15 protein-coding genes are annotated in these 18,792 nt (G+C 33.7%); 5 read left to right on the forward strand and 10 right to left on the reverse strand.

All coding sequences use genetic code 11. The features are described 5' to 3' along the window. Positions 1 to 248 precede the first annotated feature (248 nt). Entirely contained in the window at positions 249 to 1,631 is a 1,383-nt protein-coding gene (locus ACYSNW_RS05690; protein ID WP_461743804.1) for an MDR family MFS transporter, read from the forward strand. 92 nt (positions 1,632 to 1,723) lie between these two features. Then, positions 1,724 to 2,740 (forward strand): linear amide C-N hydrolase, encoded by a 1,017-nt coding sequence (locus ACYSNW_RS05695; RefSeq protein ID WP_461743509.1) that lies wholly within the window; start codon positions 1,724 to 1,726, stop codon positions 2,738 to 2,740. 127 nt (positions 2,741 to 2,867) lie between these two features. Here ACYSNW_RS05695 and ACYSNW_RS05700 read toward each other — a convergent pair whose 3' ends face one another. The 3 genes from ACYSNW_RS05700 to ACYSNW_RS05710 are packed head-to-tail and all read right to left on the reverse strand — an operon-like array spanning position 2,868 to position 5,828. Then, positions 2,868 to 3,971 (reverse strand): DUF871 domain-containing protein, encoded by a 1,104-nt coding sequence (locus ACYSNW_RS05700; protein ID WP_461743510.1) that lies wholly within the window; start codon positions 3,969 to 3,971, stop codon positions 2,868 to 2,870. A gap of 21 nt (positions 3,972 to 3,992) precedes the next feature. Beyond that, positions 3,993 to 4,418, reverse strand: coding sequence for a DUF3284 domain-containing protein (locus ACYSNW_RS05705; RefSeq protein WP_461743511.1), 426 nt, complete (start codon positions 4,416 to 4,418; stop codon positions 3,993 to 3,995). A 12-nt stretch (positions 4,419 to 4,430) separates the two neighbouring features. Then, complete coding sequence (locus ACYSNW_RS05710; protein WP_461743512.1) at positions 4,431 to 5,828, reverse strand: PTS sugar transporter subunit IIC; 1,398 nt, start codon at positions 5,826 to 5,828, stop codon at positions 4,431 to 4,433. Between the two features lie 179 nt (positions 5,829 to 6,007). Here ACYSNW_RS05710 and ACYSNW_RS05715 point away from each other — a divergent pair, with 179 nt between their 5' ends. Together ACYSNW_RS05715 and ACYSNW_RS05720 are read left to right on the forward strand one after the other, a co-directional pair. Next, positions 6,008 to 7,354: an aminotransferase-like domain-containing protein gene (locus ACYSNW_RS05715; protein WP_461743513.1), complete on the forward strand. Its 1,347-nt coding sequence runs from the start codon at positions 6,008 to 6,010 to the stop codon at positions 7,352 to 7,354. A gap of 77 nt (positions 7,355 to 7,431) precedes the next feature. Continuing rightward, positions 7,432 to 8,385: an alpha/beta fold hydrolase gene (locus ACYSNW_RS05720; RefSeq protein WP_461743514.1), complete on the forward strand. Its 954-nt coding sequence runs from the start codon at positions 7,432 to 7,434 to the stop codon at positions 8,383 to 8,385. Between the two features lie 483 nt (positions 8,386 to 8,868). On the opposite strand, the gene ACYSNW_RS05725 is transcribed toward ACYSNW_RS05720, so the two are convergent. Continuing rightward, positions 8,869 to 10,698 carry a glucose PTS transporter subunit IIA gene (locus ACYSNW_RS05725; RefSeq protein ID WP_461743515.1) on the reverse strand — a complete coding sequence of 610 codons (1,830 nt, stop codon included), beginning with the start codon at positions 10,696 to 10,698 and terminating at the stop codon, positions 8,869 to 8,871. A gap of 277 nt (positions 10,699 to 10,975) precedes the next feature. On the opposite strand from ACYSNW_RS05725, the gene ACYSNW_RS05730 reads away from it, so the two are divergent. Further along, entirely contained in the window at positions 10,976 to 12,175 is a 1,200-nt protein-coding gene (locus tag ACYSNW_RS05730) for an enolase C-terminal domain-like protein (protein ID WP_461743516.1), read from the forward strand. A 226-nt stretch (positions 12,176 to 12,401) separates the two neighbouring features. Here ACYSNW_RS05730 and ACYSNW_RS05735 read toward each other — a convergent pair whose 3' ends face one another. The 6 genes from ACYSNW_RS05735 to ACYSNW_RS05760 all read right to left on the reverse strand — a co-directional run bounded on the left by ACYSNW_RS05735 (position 12,402) and on the right by ACYSNW_RS05760 (position 18,529). Continuing rightward, on the reverse strand, positions 12,402 to 13,109 hold the full coding sequence (locus tag ACYSNW_RS05735; protein WP_461743517.1) for a GntR family transcriptional regulator: 708 nt from the start codon (positions 13,107 to 13,109) through the stop codon (positions 12,402 to 12,404). A 134-nt stretch (positions 13,110 to 13,243) separates the two neighbouring features. Further along, complete coding sequence (locus tag ACYSNW_RS05740; RefSeq protein WP_461743518.1) at positions 13,244 to 14,077, reverse strand: DUF6681 family protein; 834 nt, start codon at positions 14,075 to 14,077, stop codon at positions 13,244 to 13,246. 23 nt (positions 14,078 to 14,100) lie between these two features. Beyond that, positions 14,101 to 14,493 (reverse strand): hypothetical protein, encoded by a 393-nt coding sequence (locus ACYSNW_RS05745; RefSeq protein ID WP_461743519.1) that lies wholly within the window; start codon positions 14,491 to 14,493, stop codon positions 14,101 to 14,103. Between the two features lie 272 nt (positions 14,494 to 14,765). Then, positions 14,766 to 16,421 carry a peptide ABC transporter substrate-binding protein gene (locus tag ACYSNW_RS05750; protein WP_461743520.1) on the reverse strand — a complete coding sequence of 552 codons (1,656 nt, stop codon included), beginning with the start codon at positions 16,419 to 16,421 and terminating at the stop codon, positions 14,766 to 14,768. Between the two features lie 2 nt (positions 16,422 to 16,423). Next, positions 16,424 to 17,020, reverse strand: a complete 597-nt coding sequence (locus tag ACYSNW_RS05755) for an NAD(P)H-dependent oxidoreductase (protein WP_461743521.1) — start codon at positions 17,018 to 17,020, stop codon at positions 16,424 to 16,426. 240 nt (positions 17,021 to 17,260) lie between these two features. Continuing rightward, the gene (locus tag ACYSNW_RS05760; protein ID WP_461743522.1) at positions 17,261 to 18,529 is read right to left on the reverse strand and encodes a RidA family protein; all 1,269 of its coding nucleotides are present in this window, start codon (positions 18,527 to 18,529) and stop codon (positions 17,261 to 17,263) included. Positions 18,530 to 18,792: the final 263 nt, after the last annotated feature.

Below are 18,792 nucleotides of genomic sequence, written 5' to 3' on the forward strand. Positions count from 1 at the left end.
CAGTTACAATCCTTATTTTAAAAGAATGATAACATAAGAATAATTAGAAAGCAATATCCCTATTTTTAGATTTTTATAGGCACCGCTCTATTCACAATTACTCAAACTATTGATAGTTTTTATTATTTTACAGAATGGTTTATTTCAGGAAATTTTGTCGCTACATTCGTCATAATTCCACAAAAATAATCCTTAGTATCCTCTAATATAGGAGAAAAAGTGATAACTAAAGGAGTGTCTTTATGGCTATGACAACTAAACAAAAATTTCTTCTTGTAATTACGCTATTATTCGGTACCTTTTGCATGTTTTTGAATCAAACCTTACTAACAACTGCCTACCCTTCGTTAATGAAAGATTTTTCAATAAGTGCTGACTACGTCCAATGGTTAACAACTGGCTTTCTCCTTGTTGCAGGAATTACTATTCCTATTTCGGGATGGTTATTACATCAGATAAATACAAAATACTTATATATTTTTTCTTTAGTAACTTTTTTACTAGGAACCATACTTTGTTATTTTTCTACTACTTTTTTCGCACTGTTATTTGGTCGAATGGTTCAAGCAATTGGTGTAGGTATTTCTATGCCCCTTTTTCAAACAGTTTTACTCTCATTGTTTCCCAAAAATAAACGTGGTTCCATTATGGGTCTAGCTGGTATTGTAATTGGATTAGCACCTGCAATCGGTCCTTCTCTATCCGGCTTAATTTTGACAAAGTATTCGTGGCATTTCCTTTTCTTAATACTTATTCCACTTATTAGTTTCGTTCTCCTATTAGCTATTTTTTTTATGAAACCTGTATTAAAAGTCAGTCGTACAAAGCTCGATATTCCTTCAGTTATTGAATCAAGTTTCGGATTAGGTCTATTACTTTATGGTTTATCGATTTTTTCCATGAAAAAAACATCTAAACTTACTATTCTCTTTAGCCTGAGCGTAGGAATAATCTTGTTATTTTTATTTATTTCTAGACAGAAAAAAAGTGCAACTCCATTTTTAAGTTTACAACCTTTTAAACAAAAAAATTATCAACTTTCATGCTTGCTAGTTGCCGTTACAAATATGGCGATGGTTAGTTTTGAATTAGTTATTCCTATGTATATCCAAAATGTTCGTCATTTCTCTCCATTAGTTTCGGGACTATCTTTACTTCCAGGCGCATTGATACTTGGTATAATGAGTCCAATTTCCGGAAAATTATTTGATCAATATGGAGCCCGTAATTTATGCATTACTGGTATGTTACTACTAACTATATTTACTTTTCCATTTACATTTATTAAAGCCACCACACCAATGATTTTGATCATTATTCTATATGCTTTTCGACTATTAGGTATTTCCATGGTTATGATGCCAGTTACAACTTTTGGCATGAATTCTCTACCAGATTCAGAATTAGGTGATGGATCTGTTATCAATAAAACAGCTAAACAAGTTGCAAGCTCGCTAGGCACAGCTGTAATGATTAGTGTAATGACGCTCATATCGACGCATCAAACGACGACTTCTCATGCACAAAATCTTTTAAGAGGTTATCGGGCTGCTTTCTTTGTAGCAACACTTTTATGCTTAGTTGCTTTTCTATTTACTTTGAAAATAGAAAAAAAACAGATAAACAATTAATCATATTTCTAATTTTTAGTAAATTATCTGAAATAATAGTTTATAAATAATCGATTATCTGCTACAGTATAAAATAAAAAAGGAGTGTTAATATGTGTACTGGAATTAAAATTACAGCAAAAAACGGTGATATCTTTTTTGGTCGTACAATGGATTTAAATATTTCAATGTTTGGTGAAGACCCAGGTTTAGATGGCAATGTTAAAATTACTTCTATACCAAAGAATACCCTTATTGACAGTCAATTAGATTCATGGACTTCTAAGTATTCTATCATCGGAGTTGGAACAAAAGATACACCTATTTTGTATGATGGCATCAATGAACATGGTCTAGCTGGTGATACTCAAGTATTAATGGAAGCTACTCGATCTAGTAAAATAGCTATCTTGGAAAAAGGAAACATCCCGATTTTAGGTGAAGAATTTGTCACGTATATTCTAACTAATTTCAAGAGTGTTGCGGAAATTCGTGCCCATTATATGGAATTAACGCTTGTTGATCAACCCTATATCTTCCAAGGCACACCTTTACAGTTTCCTTTACACTATTCATTTATTGATAGAACTGGCGAAGGGATTGTTTTAGAACCTGTTATAGATGGCTCATTCAAAATTTATGATTATTTAGGTGTAATGACAAATAGCCCTGAATATGATTATCATACAGTGAATATCAGAAATTACATTGGTTTAGAAAATGAAAGTGTCGTTGAAAAAAAAATAAATGAAGAGATCACGTTACAACCAATCGAAAACGGTGTTGGCTACGGTCTTTTCGGAATCCCAGGTGACTATACTTCACCGTCTAGATTTATTCGTAGTTTTTTCTATAAAAACCTGATTGATGAATTTGAATCTGCTAAAGGCTTCAATACATTGTATGCTATCTTTAGACCGTTAATCATTCCTAGAGGTTTAGGAAGAGAAAAAAGAACGGATTCAATGTCTGATTATACAAGATTTTGGTCTGGTTATGATTTATCTAATTGCACGCTAGTTGTTCAAACTGGTATGGGGCTATCTTTTACATCAAAAACATTAGATACAAATGAAACAACCATTAACTATTATGATATTGATACCGAGGATCATTTAAATCAATTATAGAACTAATAGTAAATATTGGGGAAATAATACTAAAAACATTGAAATATAAACAAATTCTAATAAAATAAGCGACCAATCACAAAAATTAAAAATCTAATTTTCGTGATTGGTCGCTTACTTCTTGAAATTAACTATCTTCTCTATTTTTGTCTTTCAAACGAAATTTACTCCATGGATAAATAAAATCTAATAACATTTTTTCCTCTGGAATAATTTTCCCAATCAAATTTTTCCGTTCATCTTCATGTGGTTTTAAAACAATTTGTAATTCGTTTTTATATTTACCGAATTTATCATTTCCTATTACAATATCCCCTACTTCAAAACGCTGCTTATTCATTTTAGGTGGATTTTCATTGTTTTGATATTTCACTCGAACTTGCGTTGATCGAATCACTTCTGATGTAATATCTCCACGACGATGATGTTGTTCTTCCTCAATAATTTTTCTTTCTAAGTCCGTTTTTATTGCACTATATTCAAAGGAAAATTCGACTTGATAACGATTCACATTTGCCATTGCCACCAATTCTTCATCGGAAGCATACCCATTACCAATAATTACGACATCAATAAGGTCTGTCGCAAATAAATGCTTCACTTGTGTTGTTAACGGCATTTGACGATGTTCTTCTAATGTCGGCAATCCGTCGTTCACATCCCAGGGTCCTTGTTTTCCACCTGAACAAGTGACAAAAGCAGCTGTTTTAATTCCCTGATTTTTAAAACGTTGACTACATTCAATAAAGAAATCATAAGGTAATGCTGTATTCTTTTGTGGATAAAAATTATGACAACCATACAATGCAGAACGATTTGCTTGATAGCTTAGAATATTATCTAAGTACGCAACATTATTACTCATATTCAGCTCAATAATCAACTCATGTTCGTTATATGTCATCAGTGATTCCTTAAATCCATCAAAACCAACATCAAGACGAACGCCATTCGCTTCCATTTCTGCAAAGAAAGATAGATCATCATATGATATTTCTAACTCCTCAAAAATATTGGGTGCGACATCTAAAATCACTTCAAAACCTAATTCTCGACTAAAATGAATCAAGCTTTTAAATTTTTCTTTGATTACTTCCTTCTCTTCATTCACTTCTAACATACTCATAAACATTCTAGTATAGCCTAGTTCCGCTGCTTTTTGAATATAAATTCGATCCTCTTTTGGATCACTCGTATCTGGATAAACAGAAATACCAATTTCTCTTTTCATAATACACCTTCTTTTTTACTTTCATAAATTTAACTGATAATTCGTTTCGATCGTTGAAAAAACAGCTGCGATTCGTTTCTTCTTACTTTTACTTACAAATTTTTCAAGTATCGCATCATTTAACTTGAGAAAACTTCCTTTAGAATCAATGACCTCAGAATAACTTACAAAACAAGAATTATCAGATGTAGCTTTTATAAGATATTCACTTGTAAAGGTCCGATTTATTGACTTACAAACAAATTTGTAACACTCATTTTTTTTAGTTGTTTGAATTTCAACTGCAAACTCTTTATTTGTTCCTTGATTTTTTACATAGGAAATTCCTTCTAAATTTTCTATGTTTTTCTTATTTTTGCTATATTTTTCTACATCTTGACGAGCCGAATCAATCAATTGTTGATAAAAATAACTTACTGGTACATTGATTTCCTGTTTATAATTCATCGTATCACCAAATTAATTTTCTAGATTATTTTTTTCTAATTTATTCGCAGAAATAACAAACGGTGCCCATACAAAAATTGAGATAACAATATTTATCACTGAAAGAATGATCGAACGCCAGTCACCAGCAGTTGCTAAGAAGCCACTTAAAATTGGCGGCATTACCCATGGAACAGTGACCACAACAGGATCGACTAAACCTACAGTAGTTGCAACATAAGAAATGGTCGCTGTAATTAATGGGGCCAAAATAAATGGGATCATATAGATTGGATTCAATACTACTGGTAATCCAAACATAATAGGTTCGTTAATATTGAATAACCCTGGGGCCAAACCTAATTTTGCTACAGTCCGCTGGTCCGCACGTCTTGAAAATAGTAGTAAAGCTATAATCAGCGCTAATGTCACACCTGCACCGCCAGGCCATACAAACACGTCAAATGATGCTGCTGACCATTTATAAGGAATATCTCCGCCTTGTTGGAATGCATTCGTATTCGCTACCATTGCTGTTCCATACAAAGATTGTAAAACCGCACCCATGATGTTGGTTCCATGAAGGCCAAATACCCATAAAACATGAACTAACAATGTAACAACAATTACTGCCGTATAACCTTGAGACATATTGATCAGTGGTGCTTGAATCGTATTCGTAATCCAATCAATCATACTTTGCGCTGTTAGTTTTTCAAATAGATAATAGATAAGACCACATACATACAAAGCAGCCATACCTGGAATGATGCCAGCAAACGCTTTAGAAACAGCTGGTGGAACTGAATCTGGAAGTTTGATAATGATATTTCGTTTTAATAAAAACGCATAGATTAATACTGATATAAAACCAAATATCATGGCTGTAAACAAACCAGTTCCGCCAAAGTATTGGTTAAATGAAAAGAATCCCCAACCGCTTGTTCCAATTGTCGAAATTCCTTCAGTAGTAGTTACTGTACCGCCTGCATCCGTAATCATTTTTGCTGCAGAACCAGTTAATTTACTTCCCAGTTCTAATGTCGTATTTGCTGTTTGGGGAATTCCCATAACAAATGCCGATAAGGAAACAAACATTCCCCCGATTGCATTTACTTCGTAGGCTTTCGCCAGTTGATATCCTAGTGAACCAGAAAATACTAGTGCCATAATTGCTAAAGAACCTGTCCAAATAAGGCCATTAATAGAAATAAGTGGTGTAAAAAAAGTAGTAATAGAATTTCCTTCCCCTAAATATTGATTGGGAATATCACGAACAAATGCATTTAACAATACTGCGATCGAACCTGCCATAGTAATTGGTAACATTGTAATAAATGCATCACGTACAGCAAGTAGATGTTTTTCATTGCCTATTTTCATCGCAACTGGTAATAAGTATTTCTCGATCAAATTAGATAATTTATTCATCTTTTTTCCTCCTAAATGTAGTTACACTTTTCTACTAGATCAGTGTTTATTTTTTTACCTGTTATCTGATTCCTATACTATTCCATAAATAAATCGTTTTCAATGCAATTAACTAGGCACTATGCTAGCACAGTTTTGCGTATCCTGATATAGTAACTAGAGGAAAAGGAGCGGTTAAAATGGATAAATATCTGAAAATAAGTAAGGATCTTGTTCAAGATATAAGTTCCGGATACTATCAAACGGGTGATAAATTACCGTCTATAAATAAATTAGCGCAGAACTATCATTGTAGCCGTGGAACGGTTATTCGCGCTTATCGTCATTTAATTGATCAACAACTAGTCTATGTCAAAAATAAAAGCGGATATTATTCCTCTTTCACACCTGAAGTTCAAATCAAGGCAGACGGATACCATTTAGAATCAGGTAATCCAACAATGGGGAGCTTTCATCTCCCTTACGCCAAACAAAGCCTTTCTCTTGCTTTGGATAAATATCAGTTAGAATCTTTAGATGTAGGTGCAAACGGCGTATCCTCTGTCATTAGAGAATTGACTTTAGCTCTAAGTGATTCAAGCATTTATACAAAAGAGAAAAACTTATTTTTAACAATGGGCATTCAACAAACCATTAACGTTCTTTGTAAAATGACTTTTCCGAATAATCGAGAAACAATTTTAATAGAAGAGCCTACCTATAAATTTATCATTGAGCTTTTTAAAGCTCAGTCCAATCAATCTGTTTGTACCATTAGTCGGACAAAAGATGGTTTTGATTTAGTTGAACTAGAAGAAATTTTCAAGCATAATCAAATCAAATTTTTCTATTTAGTTCCTCGAAATCATAATCCGCTGGGTACAACTTTGCCCATGAATCAACGAAAAAAAATAGTTGAACTAGCTCAAAAATACGATGTATATATTGCGGAAGATGATTATTTTTTAGATGCTTACGATATACCAAAATATACACCTCTTTACTATTTATCTTCTGGTGAGCATTGTATTTATCTAGGATCGTTAACTAAAATATTACCTTACTTGAGAATTGGCTTTACTATTATGCCACCAGAACTTCAATCTGCTTATCAGCAAACAGTCGATGATATTATGCGAATTCACTACTATACCCCTCCATTAATTTCACAATCTATGTTGGGTGTACTCATCCATAATAAATTTTTTGAAAAAAGTAAGCAGATGATCAATCAAGATTTAAAAAGAAAAATTCGTTTCACTAAAAAAATTACTGCTTCTTGGGATCCTAATTTGGCAATTTATACTGGCTATGACGGCTATTATGCAAGTATTCAACTTAATCCTAAAGTTCCTGTAGATACATTGATTCATGCGCTAAATTTACAACAGATTTTTACCGTTAGTAATCGCCAAAATTTTTTTATTACACAAAATTTCGATAACTCTTTAAGAGTATCCTTAGCTAAAATCACTGTAGATCAAGTAATTGAGGTTTATCCAAAAATATACACAACAATAGAAAAGCTTTATGCGAAAAATACTTAAATCTCACTTAATATTCATATAATTCAGACTGACAAACCAAATTTTTTTGTCTAATTTTTATAAAGGAGGATTACAACATGAACCATCAAACATTCATCTCGTCTGACGGAACAACCAAATCTCATGCTATTTACTGGGATCGCGTTTCTCAACCTATTGCAACCGTTCAAATTGTTCATGGAATGGCAGAATACATAGCCAGATACGCTGATTTTGCCCACTATCTTAATCAACTAGGGTTTATCATAGTTGGTCATGATCATCTAGGTCATGGCGACTCATTATCTGCTGATACAGCCATACAAGGATTTATGTCTAAAGGGAATTCTACTCACTATATATTAGAGGATATTGATAAAGTAAATCACTTGGTAGAGGAACATTATCCAAACTTGCCTCATTTTATTTTAGGTCATAGTATGGGTTCTTTTTCAGTGAGAGCTTACTTACAAAAGTTTAAGAATAATTTTGTTGGGGCAATTTTTATGGGAACCGGTCAACGTCCACAATTTATAAATCAAATCACCACTGTCACCAAATTTCTTAACCATATTGCCCCAACAAAAACAAATAAATCAATCGATAAAATGGCTTTTTCAAGTTATAGTAAACATTTTCCCGAAAATAGTTCTTTTAACTGGTTAAGTAAAAATCAGCTAAATGTTAAAAATTACGAAAATGATCCTAACACGGGATTTATCTTTACTAATAACGGCTTCAATACTTTATTTCAGCTAATTTCAAAAGCCACTTCAAAAAATTGGTCTGATCAACTAAATAAATCATTACCTGTATTAATAGTAAGCGGAAAAGATGATCCTGTAGGTGATTATGGAAAAGGGCCTTTATTTGTAAAAAAGGAGCTTTTGAAAAGTGGCGTTCAAGATGTTTCATTGGTTCTATTTGATACGCTTCGTCATGAGATTTTATTTGAGGATACTAAAGAAGAGGTATACAAAACAATAGCCAATTGGCTATTGGCTATTGTTCAAAAAGAGGTGAAAGAAAAAACGGTGGCGGAAAAGACTTGAGTAGGTACGTTGTATAATCAAACTCAACTCATTTCTTGTACCGAAACTCATTCAAAAAAGATTTCTAAAACTAACGAGGGTGAGACAAAAGGAAAAACACAAAATTGTTTTATCTGCTAAAATCAATGGACGATATAAATCAATCAGAATCTCGACAATTTCCTAATCGTCATTTCGTGTAAACAGTATAAGAAGTGATAGGTCGTCCAACTACTCGATTATCACAAATTGGAAGAAGGCCTAGCACGAATCATGTAGCATCGGAAGGAAGCCCTTCGTTTTTTATTATCTTCATGACTTGTCGCTTATTTATTGGCACTCAACTTCTGAGGTAGTCCCAAAAAATTACATGTTCCATCTATAACTTTTTGGGGTCCCTTTAGTCTATCTCATCCTCTTACCATTAGTTCTTCAAATTTTGATTGTAGATTAATCCTTAAATTAACATATGAAGCTTTTTATAATTTATTTTAATGCTCTTTTTTAGAATAATTCAATTCGCTCAATCAAATCACCTGCATTATGCGTACCTTCTATAGTTCCGATAGGTGAAATTTTTGCTACGCGATCCATCGTTGTCACTAAGACAATAATCGGAGTATGTTTCTGTTGACTTCTTATATATTCTAAATCCATTGTGGCAATTTTTGTTGTTATCGAAACCGTATCTCCTTTTTTTACAAAGACTTGAAACCCTTCTCCGTTCAAGTCAACTGTATCAATTCCCATATGAACCAAAATTTCTACTCCGTTATGTGTTCGCAATCCAATTGCATGTTTTGAAGGAAAAACAGTTACTACCTCGCCTTCAACTGGAGAAAAAACTTCTCCATTGATGGCGTCTATTGCAAAACCCTCTCCCATCATTTTAGTTGAAAAGACTTCATCTGGCAGATCTTCTAACGGTAAATAACTACCAGTTGAAATAGAATGAAGATTCACCTCATTAACAAATTCTGCCTCTTCGTCTTCCTGATTAGGAACTAATAGATATGCTAAAACAAATGATGTTACTAGTGCAATTATGATACCTAGTACAGCAAAAACAAAATATTGTCCTATATATGCTGGTAAACTAAAAATGCTAGATAGAATATAGCCGTATATTCTTACTCCAAAAAAACTAATAAAAGCTGAGGCAACTGAACTACCTACTGTAGCAGCAATAAACGCTTTTTTATATTTCGATAAAATTCCAAATAAGGCTGGTTCTGTAATACCTAACAAACCTGAAACTGCTGAAGATAAGACAAGTGATTTTTCTTCTTTCGATTTTACTTTGGTATAGATTGCAGCAGTTGCACCTGTTATAGCCATATTTGCCATAAACATCATTGGCATCAACATATCATAGCCTTGATCAGCAAAATTTTGTAAAGCAATTGGAGTCATGGCATGATGTAAGCCGGTAAAAATAGCGATTGGACGTATCGCACCAACAATAATTCCAGCTAAAACTGGCGAAATAGTAAACAACCCTTTTACTCCTGAAGCTAAAAGATTGCCTAAATGAATACTGATTGGCCCAATAATCGTCAACGTTACTAATCCAGCAATAAATAAAGAAATCGTTGGTGTAAAAACAGTTCTCAGTACTTGAGGTAATACTTGATCAACACATCTATAAATATAACTTAATGCTAATATTGCAAATATAATAGGAATAACTGTTCCTGCATAATTAAAGACTGGTACAGGAATTGTACCAAATAACTTAAATGCAGAAATTTCTCCAGCTGCGACTGCGTTTGTCATCGTTGGAAACTGCAATGTTGCAGCAATCGCAATTGCTAAATACTGATTCGTCTTAAATATTCTTGCTGCAGAAGCTGCAACAAAAAACGGTAAGAATGTGAATACACCACTGGCAATCATATCAATAATCAAATACGTATCTGTTGTATTTGAAATAACGTTCAGTGCAACGAGCCCTGCCATTAAACCTTTTATCATCCCAGCTCCAGCAATTGCAGGAACTATTGGGCCAAAAACTCCCGAGACCGTATCCATAAACAACGAGATGATACTTTTCTTTTCTGTCGGTTGTGAGGACTGTTCCATCCCACTTAATCCCAATTTTTTTTCTAAAGGAATAAAATATTCTTCGACATCCGTTCCAATAACTATTTGCAATTGATTGCTTTGATACTTTGTTCCAACAATCTTTGAAATTTTGTTTAATGACTCATAGTTTACCTTTCCTTCATCTTTTAAATCAAATCGAAGCCTAGTCATACAATGCCAAACATTATTTATATTCTCTTTTCCTCCAACACTTTCGATTATCTGTAGCACAATTTCTTCGTGTTTCATCTAAACGCCTCCTAATTATCTATCGCATTAAACACTTCGATTGTTTCCGTTTTCAGTTTTAGTTTATCATGGTTTTGCTTTTAGTCAAACCAATCCTTTTTTTAATAAACAAACAAAAAACACTGATATATAAAGGATTTAGATTCGAAATGATAATAATTGGACTGGTTTTTAGATTGGTAATCAATGATTTTTCATACCAAATTGACACCCACTGTTTAAACGTGATTCAATAGACTAGAGAACAACGTTTTGACATTGCATAGGAGGACTTAAATTGAAACCGACACGTATAACAAATATTATCAGTTACGCAATCAAACCAGATCGTCATAATCTAGTAGTCATCAAGGTAGAGACGGATAAAGGTATATCTGGTCTTGGCTGTGCGACTTTTCAGTTTCGACCATTAGCTGTAAAACTGGTTGTAGATGAATATCTAAAACCATTATTAATTGGACGTGATGCAAACCAAATTGAGGATATTTGGCACGTAATGAATGTAAATTCGTATTGGCGAAACGGACCTATAACAAATAATGCTATCGCTGGTATTGATATGGCGTTATGGGATATCAAAGGAAAACTTGCAGATATGCCACTTTATCAACTTCTTGGTGGAAAGTCGAGAACAGCTATTCCAGCCTATACACATGCTGTTGCTGAAACATTGGAGGAGCTTGATGGCGAAATCGATAAATTTTTACTAGAAGGTTATCGCTATATCCGTTGCCAATTAGGATTCTATGGAGGAACGCCAAAAAACTTACAAACACCCGAACACCCTCTACCTGGTTCTTATTTTGATCAAACAGAATACATGGAAACAACCATTCAAATGTTTAAGCATATAAAAAATAAATATGGTACTAAATTTCAGATGTTACATGATGTTCATGAACGGCTCCATCCTAACCAAGCCATTCAGTTTAGTAAAGCAGCTGAACCATACAATTTGTTTTTTTTAGAAGATCTTTTACCACCAGATCAAAACGAATGGCTTAGCCAATTAAGGGCACAATCAGCTACCCCAATTGCAACAGGAGAATTATTTAACAATCCCATGGAGTGGAAAGAACTTATTCGCCAACGTCAGATAGACTTTCTACGTGCACATGTTTCACAGATTGGAGGAATTACACCTGCATTAAAATTAGCTCATTTTTGTGAAGCCATGGGTGTACGAATTGCTTGGCATACGCCATCTGATATAAGCCCTGTAGGATTAGCTGTGAATACGCACTTAAATATTCATTTGCATAATGCTGCTATCCAAGAAAATATTTCGATTCCTAAAAATACAGCCCAAGTTTTTGGTCATATTCCTGAACCTAAAAATGGCTTCTTCTATCCAATCGAGCAAGCAGGAATTGGGGTTACGCTAGACGAAGTACTTTTAGAGAACTACCCAGTTGTTTATCGTCCTCACGAATGGACACAAAGTCGAATTCCAGATGGTTCAATTATTACCCCTTAAGCGAAAGAGCTAAAAAAAATGAAACACTTTAATAATTTATTTCATCTTATTTAAAAATCGCACAAAAAAACTAAGCGCGAAAACTTTTTTCGATTTCGCGCTTAGTTTTTTTTCTGATTCTTTCCATTCCCACCAACCATAGCTAATAATGCGAGACTAATTAGTAGCAATAGTACGTTTTCCCCATCACCCCAAGGTTTCATTGACTATTTGCACTCCTGCTTATTTAATCAACTCGTGATTGATGGTTTTCCCGATCAAAAGGTCTAATATACGTCACAGAATAATCAATTGCGATAATTTTACTATATTCAAATACTTCCCCGCTCTCTAAAATAGCTCTATTCAAAATTTCCATCGCTGGAGATCCTTTTTTACATAAAAGAGTTTTTGCTTGTTCTTTATCTAGCGAAATAGGTTTATAGCCTGTAATATAATGCGAGATCCGATAGCCCTTTTCTTCGACATATTTTTGAATTGAACGCTCTATTACTTTTTTTGATAACTCAGGAAACATAGAAACAGGTAACTTCGAAATCTCCATCTGTTGAATTTTATAGTTCACGATTCTAATCCGAACAAATTGCCAAAGTTCTTCATCCGGTTTCATTTTAAATATTTTTTGCTCCTCTAATGTCGGCAATTTCTTTATTAGTTCTAACATTTTTGACTCAATTCGATTATAGGGCGTTTGCGTTAAAGAATTATAAACTAATGGATTATTGACATATTTTTTTGAAATAAAAATCCCTGATCCTTGAACAGTATAAACAATTCCAATTTCTTCTAAATTTTTAATTGCTTTTTGAACCGTATACCGTGAAACATCATACAGTTTAGCTAATTCCCTTTGGTTAGGTAATTTGTCATCCAAATACTCTTTTTGGTAGATCTTACTCAACAGATCTTGAACAATAAATTCTCTCTTTTTCATAACAATACGTCCTTAACTGTTTAATCGGATATAGGAGCGCAAAAATGAGTTTCACGCTCTTTCTTTCACAATCGAAATACTACTACTAAATTACTCGTGATCGCTTAGAAAAGAACTTATGAAGCCACTCTTTTCTATCCAGCCACATCAATTTTTACTAAACAAGCAACTTGTAGTTGAATCTGATATGGGTCATTTCCTTGCTTGATTTCTCCATTTTTGAACAGTTCATATTTACCACCTATGATCTTAGCTGTCTTTGCCACAATCGTATAGGTTTCTTTCATTTTACTCGCCGAAAGTTCTCCGATTTTTGAGACTTGGGCAACACGTACTCTTTCTGTTGCATTTAAACCAACAGATAAAAATAAATTCTCTTGGTCAATCTCAATAGTAAATGAAGGAATTGCGATACCTGCGCCGATTTCATAATTTTTTTGATGGTTCTTTTTTCTACCGATCTTTTTCTGGTTCAATTTTTTATTTTTTTCTACCAAATGATTCTTTAACATAAAATCTACCAATTGTTTTAATTCTTTTTGGCTAGTTTCTGAATACATTAATGTTGTATCAAATGTTTGATAGTCATCCAAATTTTGCTGCGTCTCATCATAGATTACCATTTGATCCGCATACAAACCACTCTTTTTTTGGTTTTCGTCTTTATCTGGTTCACTTGTACTATCAACTTGCGCAAATTTTTCAAAAAATGGGGTAATATCCCACTTAACATTTTTATCAAAAAAGTAATAAAATATATTTAAAATTAGAAAATACAGTAGCACAAGAAAAATTAGTAAATAGGTAATTCCTCTCCCATATGCCTTATATTCAAAAAAGTTCCACGTTAAATAACCAATGTAACCTGTTGTAATACATCCTAAAACAATATAAAGTCGATTTTTCACTTTTATTTTCAAATTAAAATAACCTAAAAATCGATTCAATCCATCTAATAATGTAAACATTCTTATTCACCTACTTTACTGCACTATTTTTTTTCATTATCAATATTATTTGTTGTTTCAGTTGTTTTTTCTTGTTCAAAATTATCAGCTGCCGAGGTTGTTGTTTCAGTAACTGCTTCATTATTTCTCTTATTAGTTGTTGAACTGGAATCAGTATTTGAGCTACTTATCGTACTTGTATCCGTTGTTTGATCAATTTTATCATCTGTTGTTTTAGTTGGAACTGACGTACTCGTTTCTTCTGTGCGACTTTCTTGTTTTTTCTCTTCTTTGGTATTTTCAACTGAGGAAGTAGTTGTACTGTCTCTTTTTAAGCCATACGTAGGACTATTATTTATAATAGTAGTCGTTGCACCTAACGCTAAGCCGATAGAAACAATGGCTATTGGCGGGATAATTGGCGGAATTTTCTTCACTTTTCTAACCTTCTTTCCGCATTAATTATATCATGTCCTTTTTATTTATCAAAAATAGCTCGATGATTTTTCCTTAACTTTAAACAAAATAAAGTTTCATTAAAAAAATAATCCATTTCTTCTCAATAGAACGAAAAAGAAATGAATTATTCTTATTTAAATCTATTTTTCTTATATAGACTTAAAAATGATTACGGGTAGCAAAAGCAGTGAAACAACTATCCACTCACTTTTTATATTTAGATAGTCCAAACAAAATAGTTGTCTTATAATCAGTTATTTTCATCTAGCTTAAGCTTGCCATAATAATTCGGCGGACCAAACAAATGATGAATCATCCCGCTGATATCGTCCCTAAGTAATGCGGAATTGGCTGACTGATACAATGGGATTACACCATAATCATCAAGTAACACTTGCTCTGCTTGAAGCAATGTACTCCAGCGTTTTTCTACATTTTGCACTTCTGCTTGCGCATTTTTAAGCATCTTATCATATGCTGCATTCACATAATTTGACGGATTTCGGTCTGATTGGCTTTCATAAGTAGTCAAAAAAGTCGTTGGATCCTGATAATCAGGCCCTTGACGCGTCATAATCAAATCATAATTTTTACTATTTTTAAGATCTAATAAATTCTTTTCAGGAAGCAATTTAATATCGATTGTCAATCCTGGCAATGTTTCTTGTAATACTGATTGTAAATATTCAGTGATTGCTTTATTTTCATCTTGATCCATCGCACATAACTCGATCGAAACAGACTCTACACCTGCTTCTTCTAGTGCTTGTTGCCATAACTTAGTAGCCATTTCTGAATTCTGTTCTTGAATATTGCCATTCTCTTCACGAAAATCTTTTCCTGAAACAGGATTTCCAACAAACTCTTTGGGAACCAATCCATAAATTGCTTCTGAGCCATTATCTAATAATTGTTTAGTAATATGTTCTCGATCAATAGCTAGACCGATTGCTTTTCTTGCAGCAGGATTAGAAAAGATTGTTGCTTGTCCCTCTTTTTTTTGATTCAATTCAAGCGTATGCACCCAAGAATCTAAACTTGTCGTATAATCTTCGTCATCTTTCAATTGTCTTGCATATTCACCTGATAAAACCGCTCGATCTAATTTATCAGTCTGATATAAGTTAACCGCCACATTTGTATCCTTTAATACTTGAATATTTATCGTTTGAACATTGCTTTGTTCTTTGTTCCAATACGTATCATTTTTTTCATAACGCCAAGTATCACCAGAACCATCCCACTCCGAAAGTTTGTATGGTCCATTATAAATCAAATGCTCGCTGTCTGTTGCATACTTTTCACCTTGTTGTTCAACGTATTTTTGATTTTGTGGAAATAAGGTAGGAAATGTCAAAACTGAAGTAAAATAAGGAACTGGCTGCTCTAAGGTGACTTCCAAAAGAAAATCATCTTTTGCCTTAATCCCAAGCTTTGATTTATCCAATTCTCCTGACATGATTTTATTCGCATTTTTCACATCACTTAAAAGAAACCCTGCTGGTGACGCCACATTAGGATCAACTGCCTTTTGCCAAGCATAAACAAAATCATTGGCTGTTACTTGGTCCCCATTTGACCAATAAGCATCCTCACGCAACGGAATTTCGTATACCAATTGATCCGCTTTGATTGTTGGTAATTCAGTCGCTACGCCAGGAATTACACGATCATTTTCGTCAAGATTATAAAGCCCTTCTAGCACTTGTGTAACTGCAATAAAGCTTCCCCCATCACTTGCCAAAGCGCTATCCATTGATGTAATCTGATTACTCTCCATTAAGTTAATCACTTGATTGGTTTCATTCTTTGTTTCATCTGTTTTAGTCTCATTTTTTTCGGTACAACCAGTCAAAATAAGGCCTAAAATCAGTAAAATTTGGAAACGTACGACACTTTTTCTCACTTTTACAACGCTCCGATTCTGTTTTCAGCATCTTCTAAATACCCTTGCAACTCTTCTCTAGATAAGTAAGGGACTCTGCCATAAAAAACGTGATCAATCACTTCTGTCCCATTACTGTTAAACATCCACTCAGAAGTTGTCGTTTTAATGGCTTTATCCAAAACAGTTTCTCCTTCATCCTGAGGTTGACCTGTTGGACAGAAAAATAGCGCTTTTTTCCCTTTAAAACGACGTTTTGGTTCGTCTGATTCAAAACTATAGGCAAAACCATGCTGGAAGACACGATCGACGTATCCTTTCATCATCGCTGGCATCCCATTCCACCAAACTGGAAAAATATAAAGCAATAAATCACTTTCTTCAATCAACTTTTGTTCCATCTTTACATCGTTAGGAAATTCACAATGTTCCCGAACAAATTTTCCTTCTTCCACATGAATCATATCTGGTCCTTTTAAAACAGGATCAAAATTCATTCCATAAAGATCACGTACATTTACTTCATACCCCTTCTTTTCTAAAGATGTAACAACTGTCTCTACTAAAGCATGGGTGAAGCTCTCTTTTCTTGGATGTGCAAAAACAAGTAGTGCTTTCAACGATAATTCCCCCTATAAAATTAAATAACTACGTCACAATTATAGCAAAATTTAGAATTATTGATACTATTTTAATAGTTTATTTCATATTAACATGACTTTTATTTCGCTATTTATAAACTTATACACAAAAAAAACTAGAATAAGCGTTTATTTTCTTCATCCTAGCTTTTTTCAATTTATTTTTATTAGACAATAGAGCAAATGTTTATTTTTGTTGAAAACCTTAATTATTTGTACTTAAACAATCGGTGGAGTTCCTTCAGCATTCGATACAACCGCATCAATTTGAATAAGTGCATCCTTAGGCAATGCTGCTACTCCAACGATTCTTCTAGCTGGTGTTCCTTGCGGGAAGAATTTTGCATAGACTTCATCAACTGCGTCAATATCCGCGATATTTTTAAGGAAAATATTGACTTTGACTGTATCTTCGATTTTGTGGTCAATACTTTCAATAATCGATTGAATATATTCTAAACATTGTTTCGTTTGTGCCTCAATTCCGCCTTCAACTACGTTCCCCGTTTTAAGGTCTAATGGTAATTGAGCCGATAAGTGATTGTAATGAGAAAACGCAACGGTTTGTGTCGCTAATGAGCATTTAGGCGCTTTATCGGTATTATTCGCTTCAATAATCAAGCCATGTCGATCTTCAATTGCTTGTGGCGGCGTTCCGTCACCGTGTGACACAACGGCTTCGACTTGTACTAACGCACCCATTGGCAAATCAGAAACAGCAATTACTGTTCGAGCAGGAACATAGGCGACAGCTCGTGCAATAGCGGAGTCTGGGAAAAAGCTCTTATAGACTTGATCAACTGCTTCAAGCATTGAAAGATCTTTCAAGAAAATATTAATTTTAACGATATCATCCAAAGGAACATCGATACTTTCTAAAATTGCCTTAATGTTCTTCAAACATTGTCTCGTTTGGCCTTTTACACATTTTGCTACAATTCGACCAGAAACTGGATCAATCGGTAATTGAGCTGAAAGATTATTGTAATGTGAAAAAGAAACTGTTTGTGTTGAGAAGCGGCTAATTGGTGCATTCGTGGTTTCATTGGTTAATTTTATTAAATCACCCGCTTGAGGTGCATTTGGAATCGTTCCTACACCATTAGAAATAAGTGCTTCAATTTGTATTAGGGCATTCAGCGGTAAAGCATCAACTGCAACCACCGTCAATGCTGGAAGGTACCCTGTGAAAAAACGTGTATAAACGTCTTCGACAATTTCAACATCCATGATTTCTTTGACAAAAATGGTGATTCTGACTACATCACTCATTGTTTGATCAATACTTTCAACAATGGCTTGAATGTTTTTAAAACATTGCTCTGCCTGCTCTTTTACTCCACCAGCTACTAATTTACCGGAAGTTGGATCAACCGGCAATTGGGCTGAAAGGTTGTTATAATGCGAAAAAGCGACAGTTTGTGAAGCAAAGTTACTTTGTGGGGCATTTTTCGTGTTACGTGCTAAAACGGCATTTTCATTACTCATACTGATACTCCTCTTTTCTTTTCAATAGATTAATAACCAACAGAGACTATCACATAAATTGTCAGCGCTTTCAAATGATTTAAAATAAAAAAGCGGAATCGTCCGACAAATTGTAAAAACAGTCTCACCTATTTAGTGTACAACACTATTATTAGGATTACAATATACTTTTTGACTATTACTCATTAAAAATAGCTGTTCGTTATAATTTCATTTAAATCTATAAGTCAATCATTATAAGAAATGTCTTGTTAAAATAAAAA

This window comes from Enterococcus sp. LJL99, from assembly GCF_054871725.1.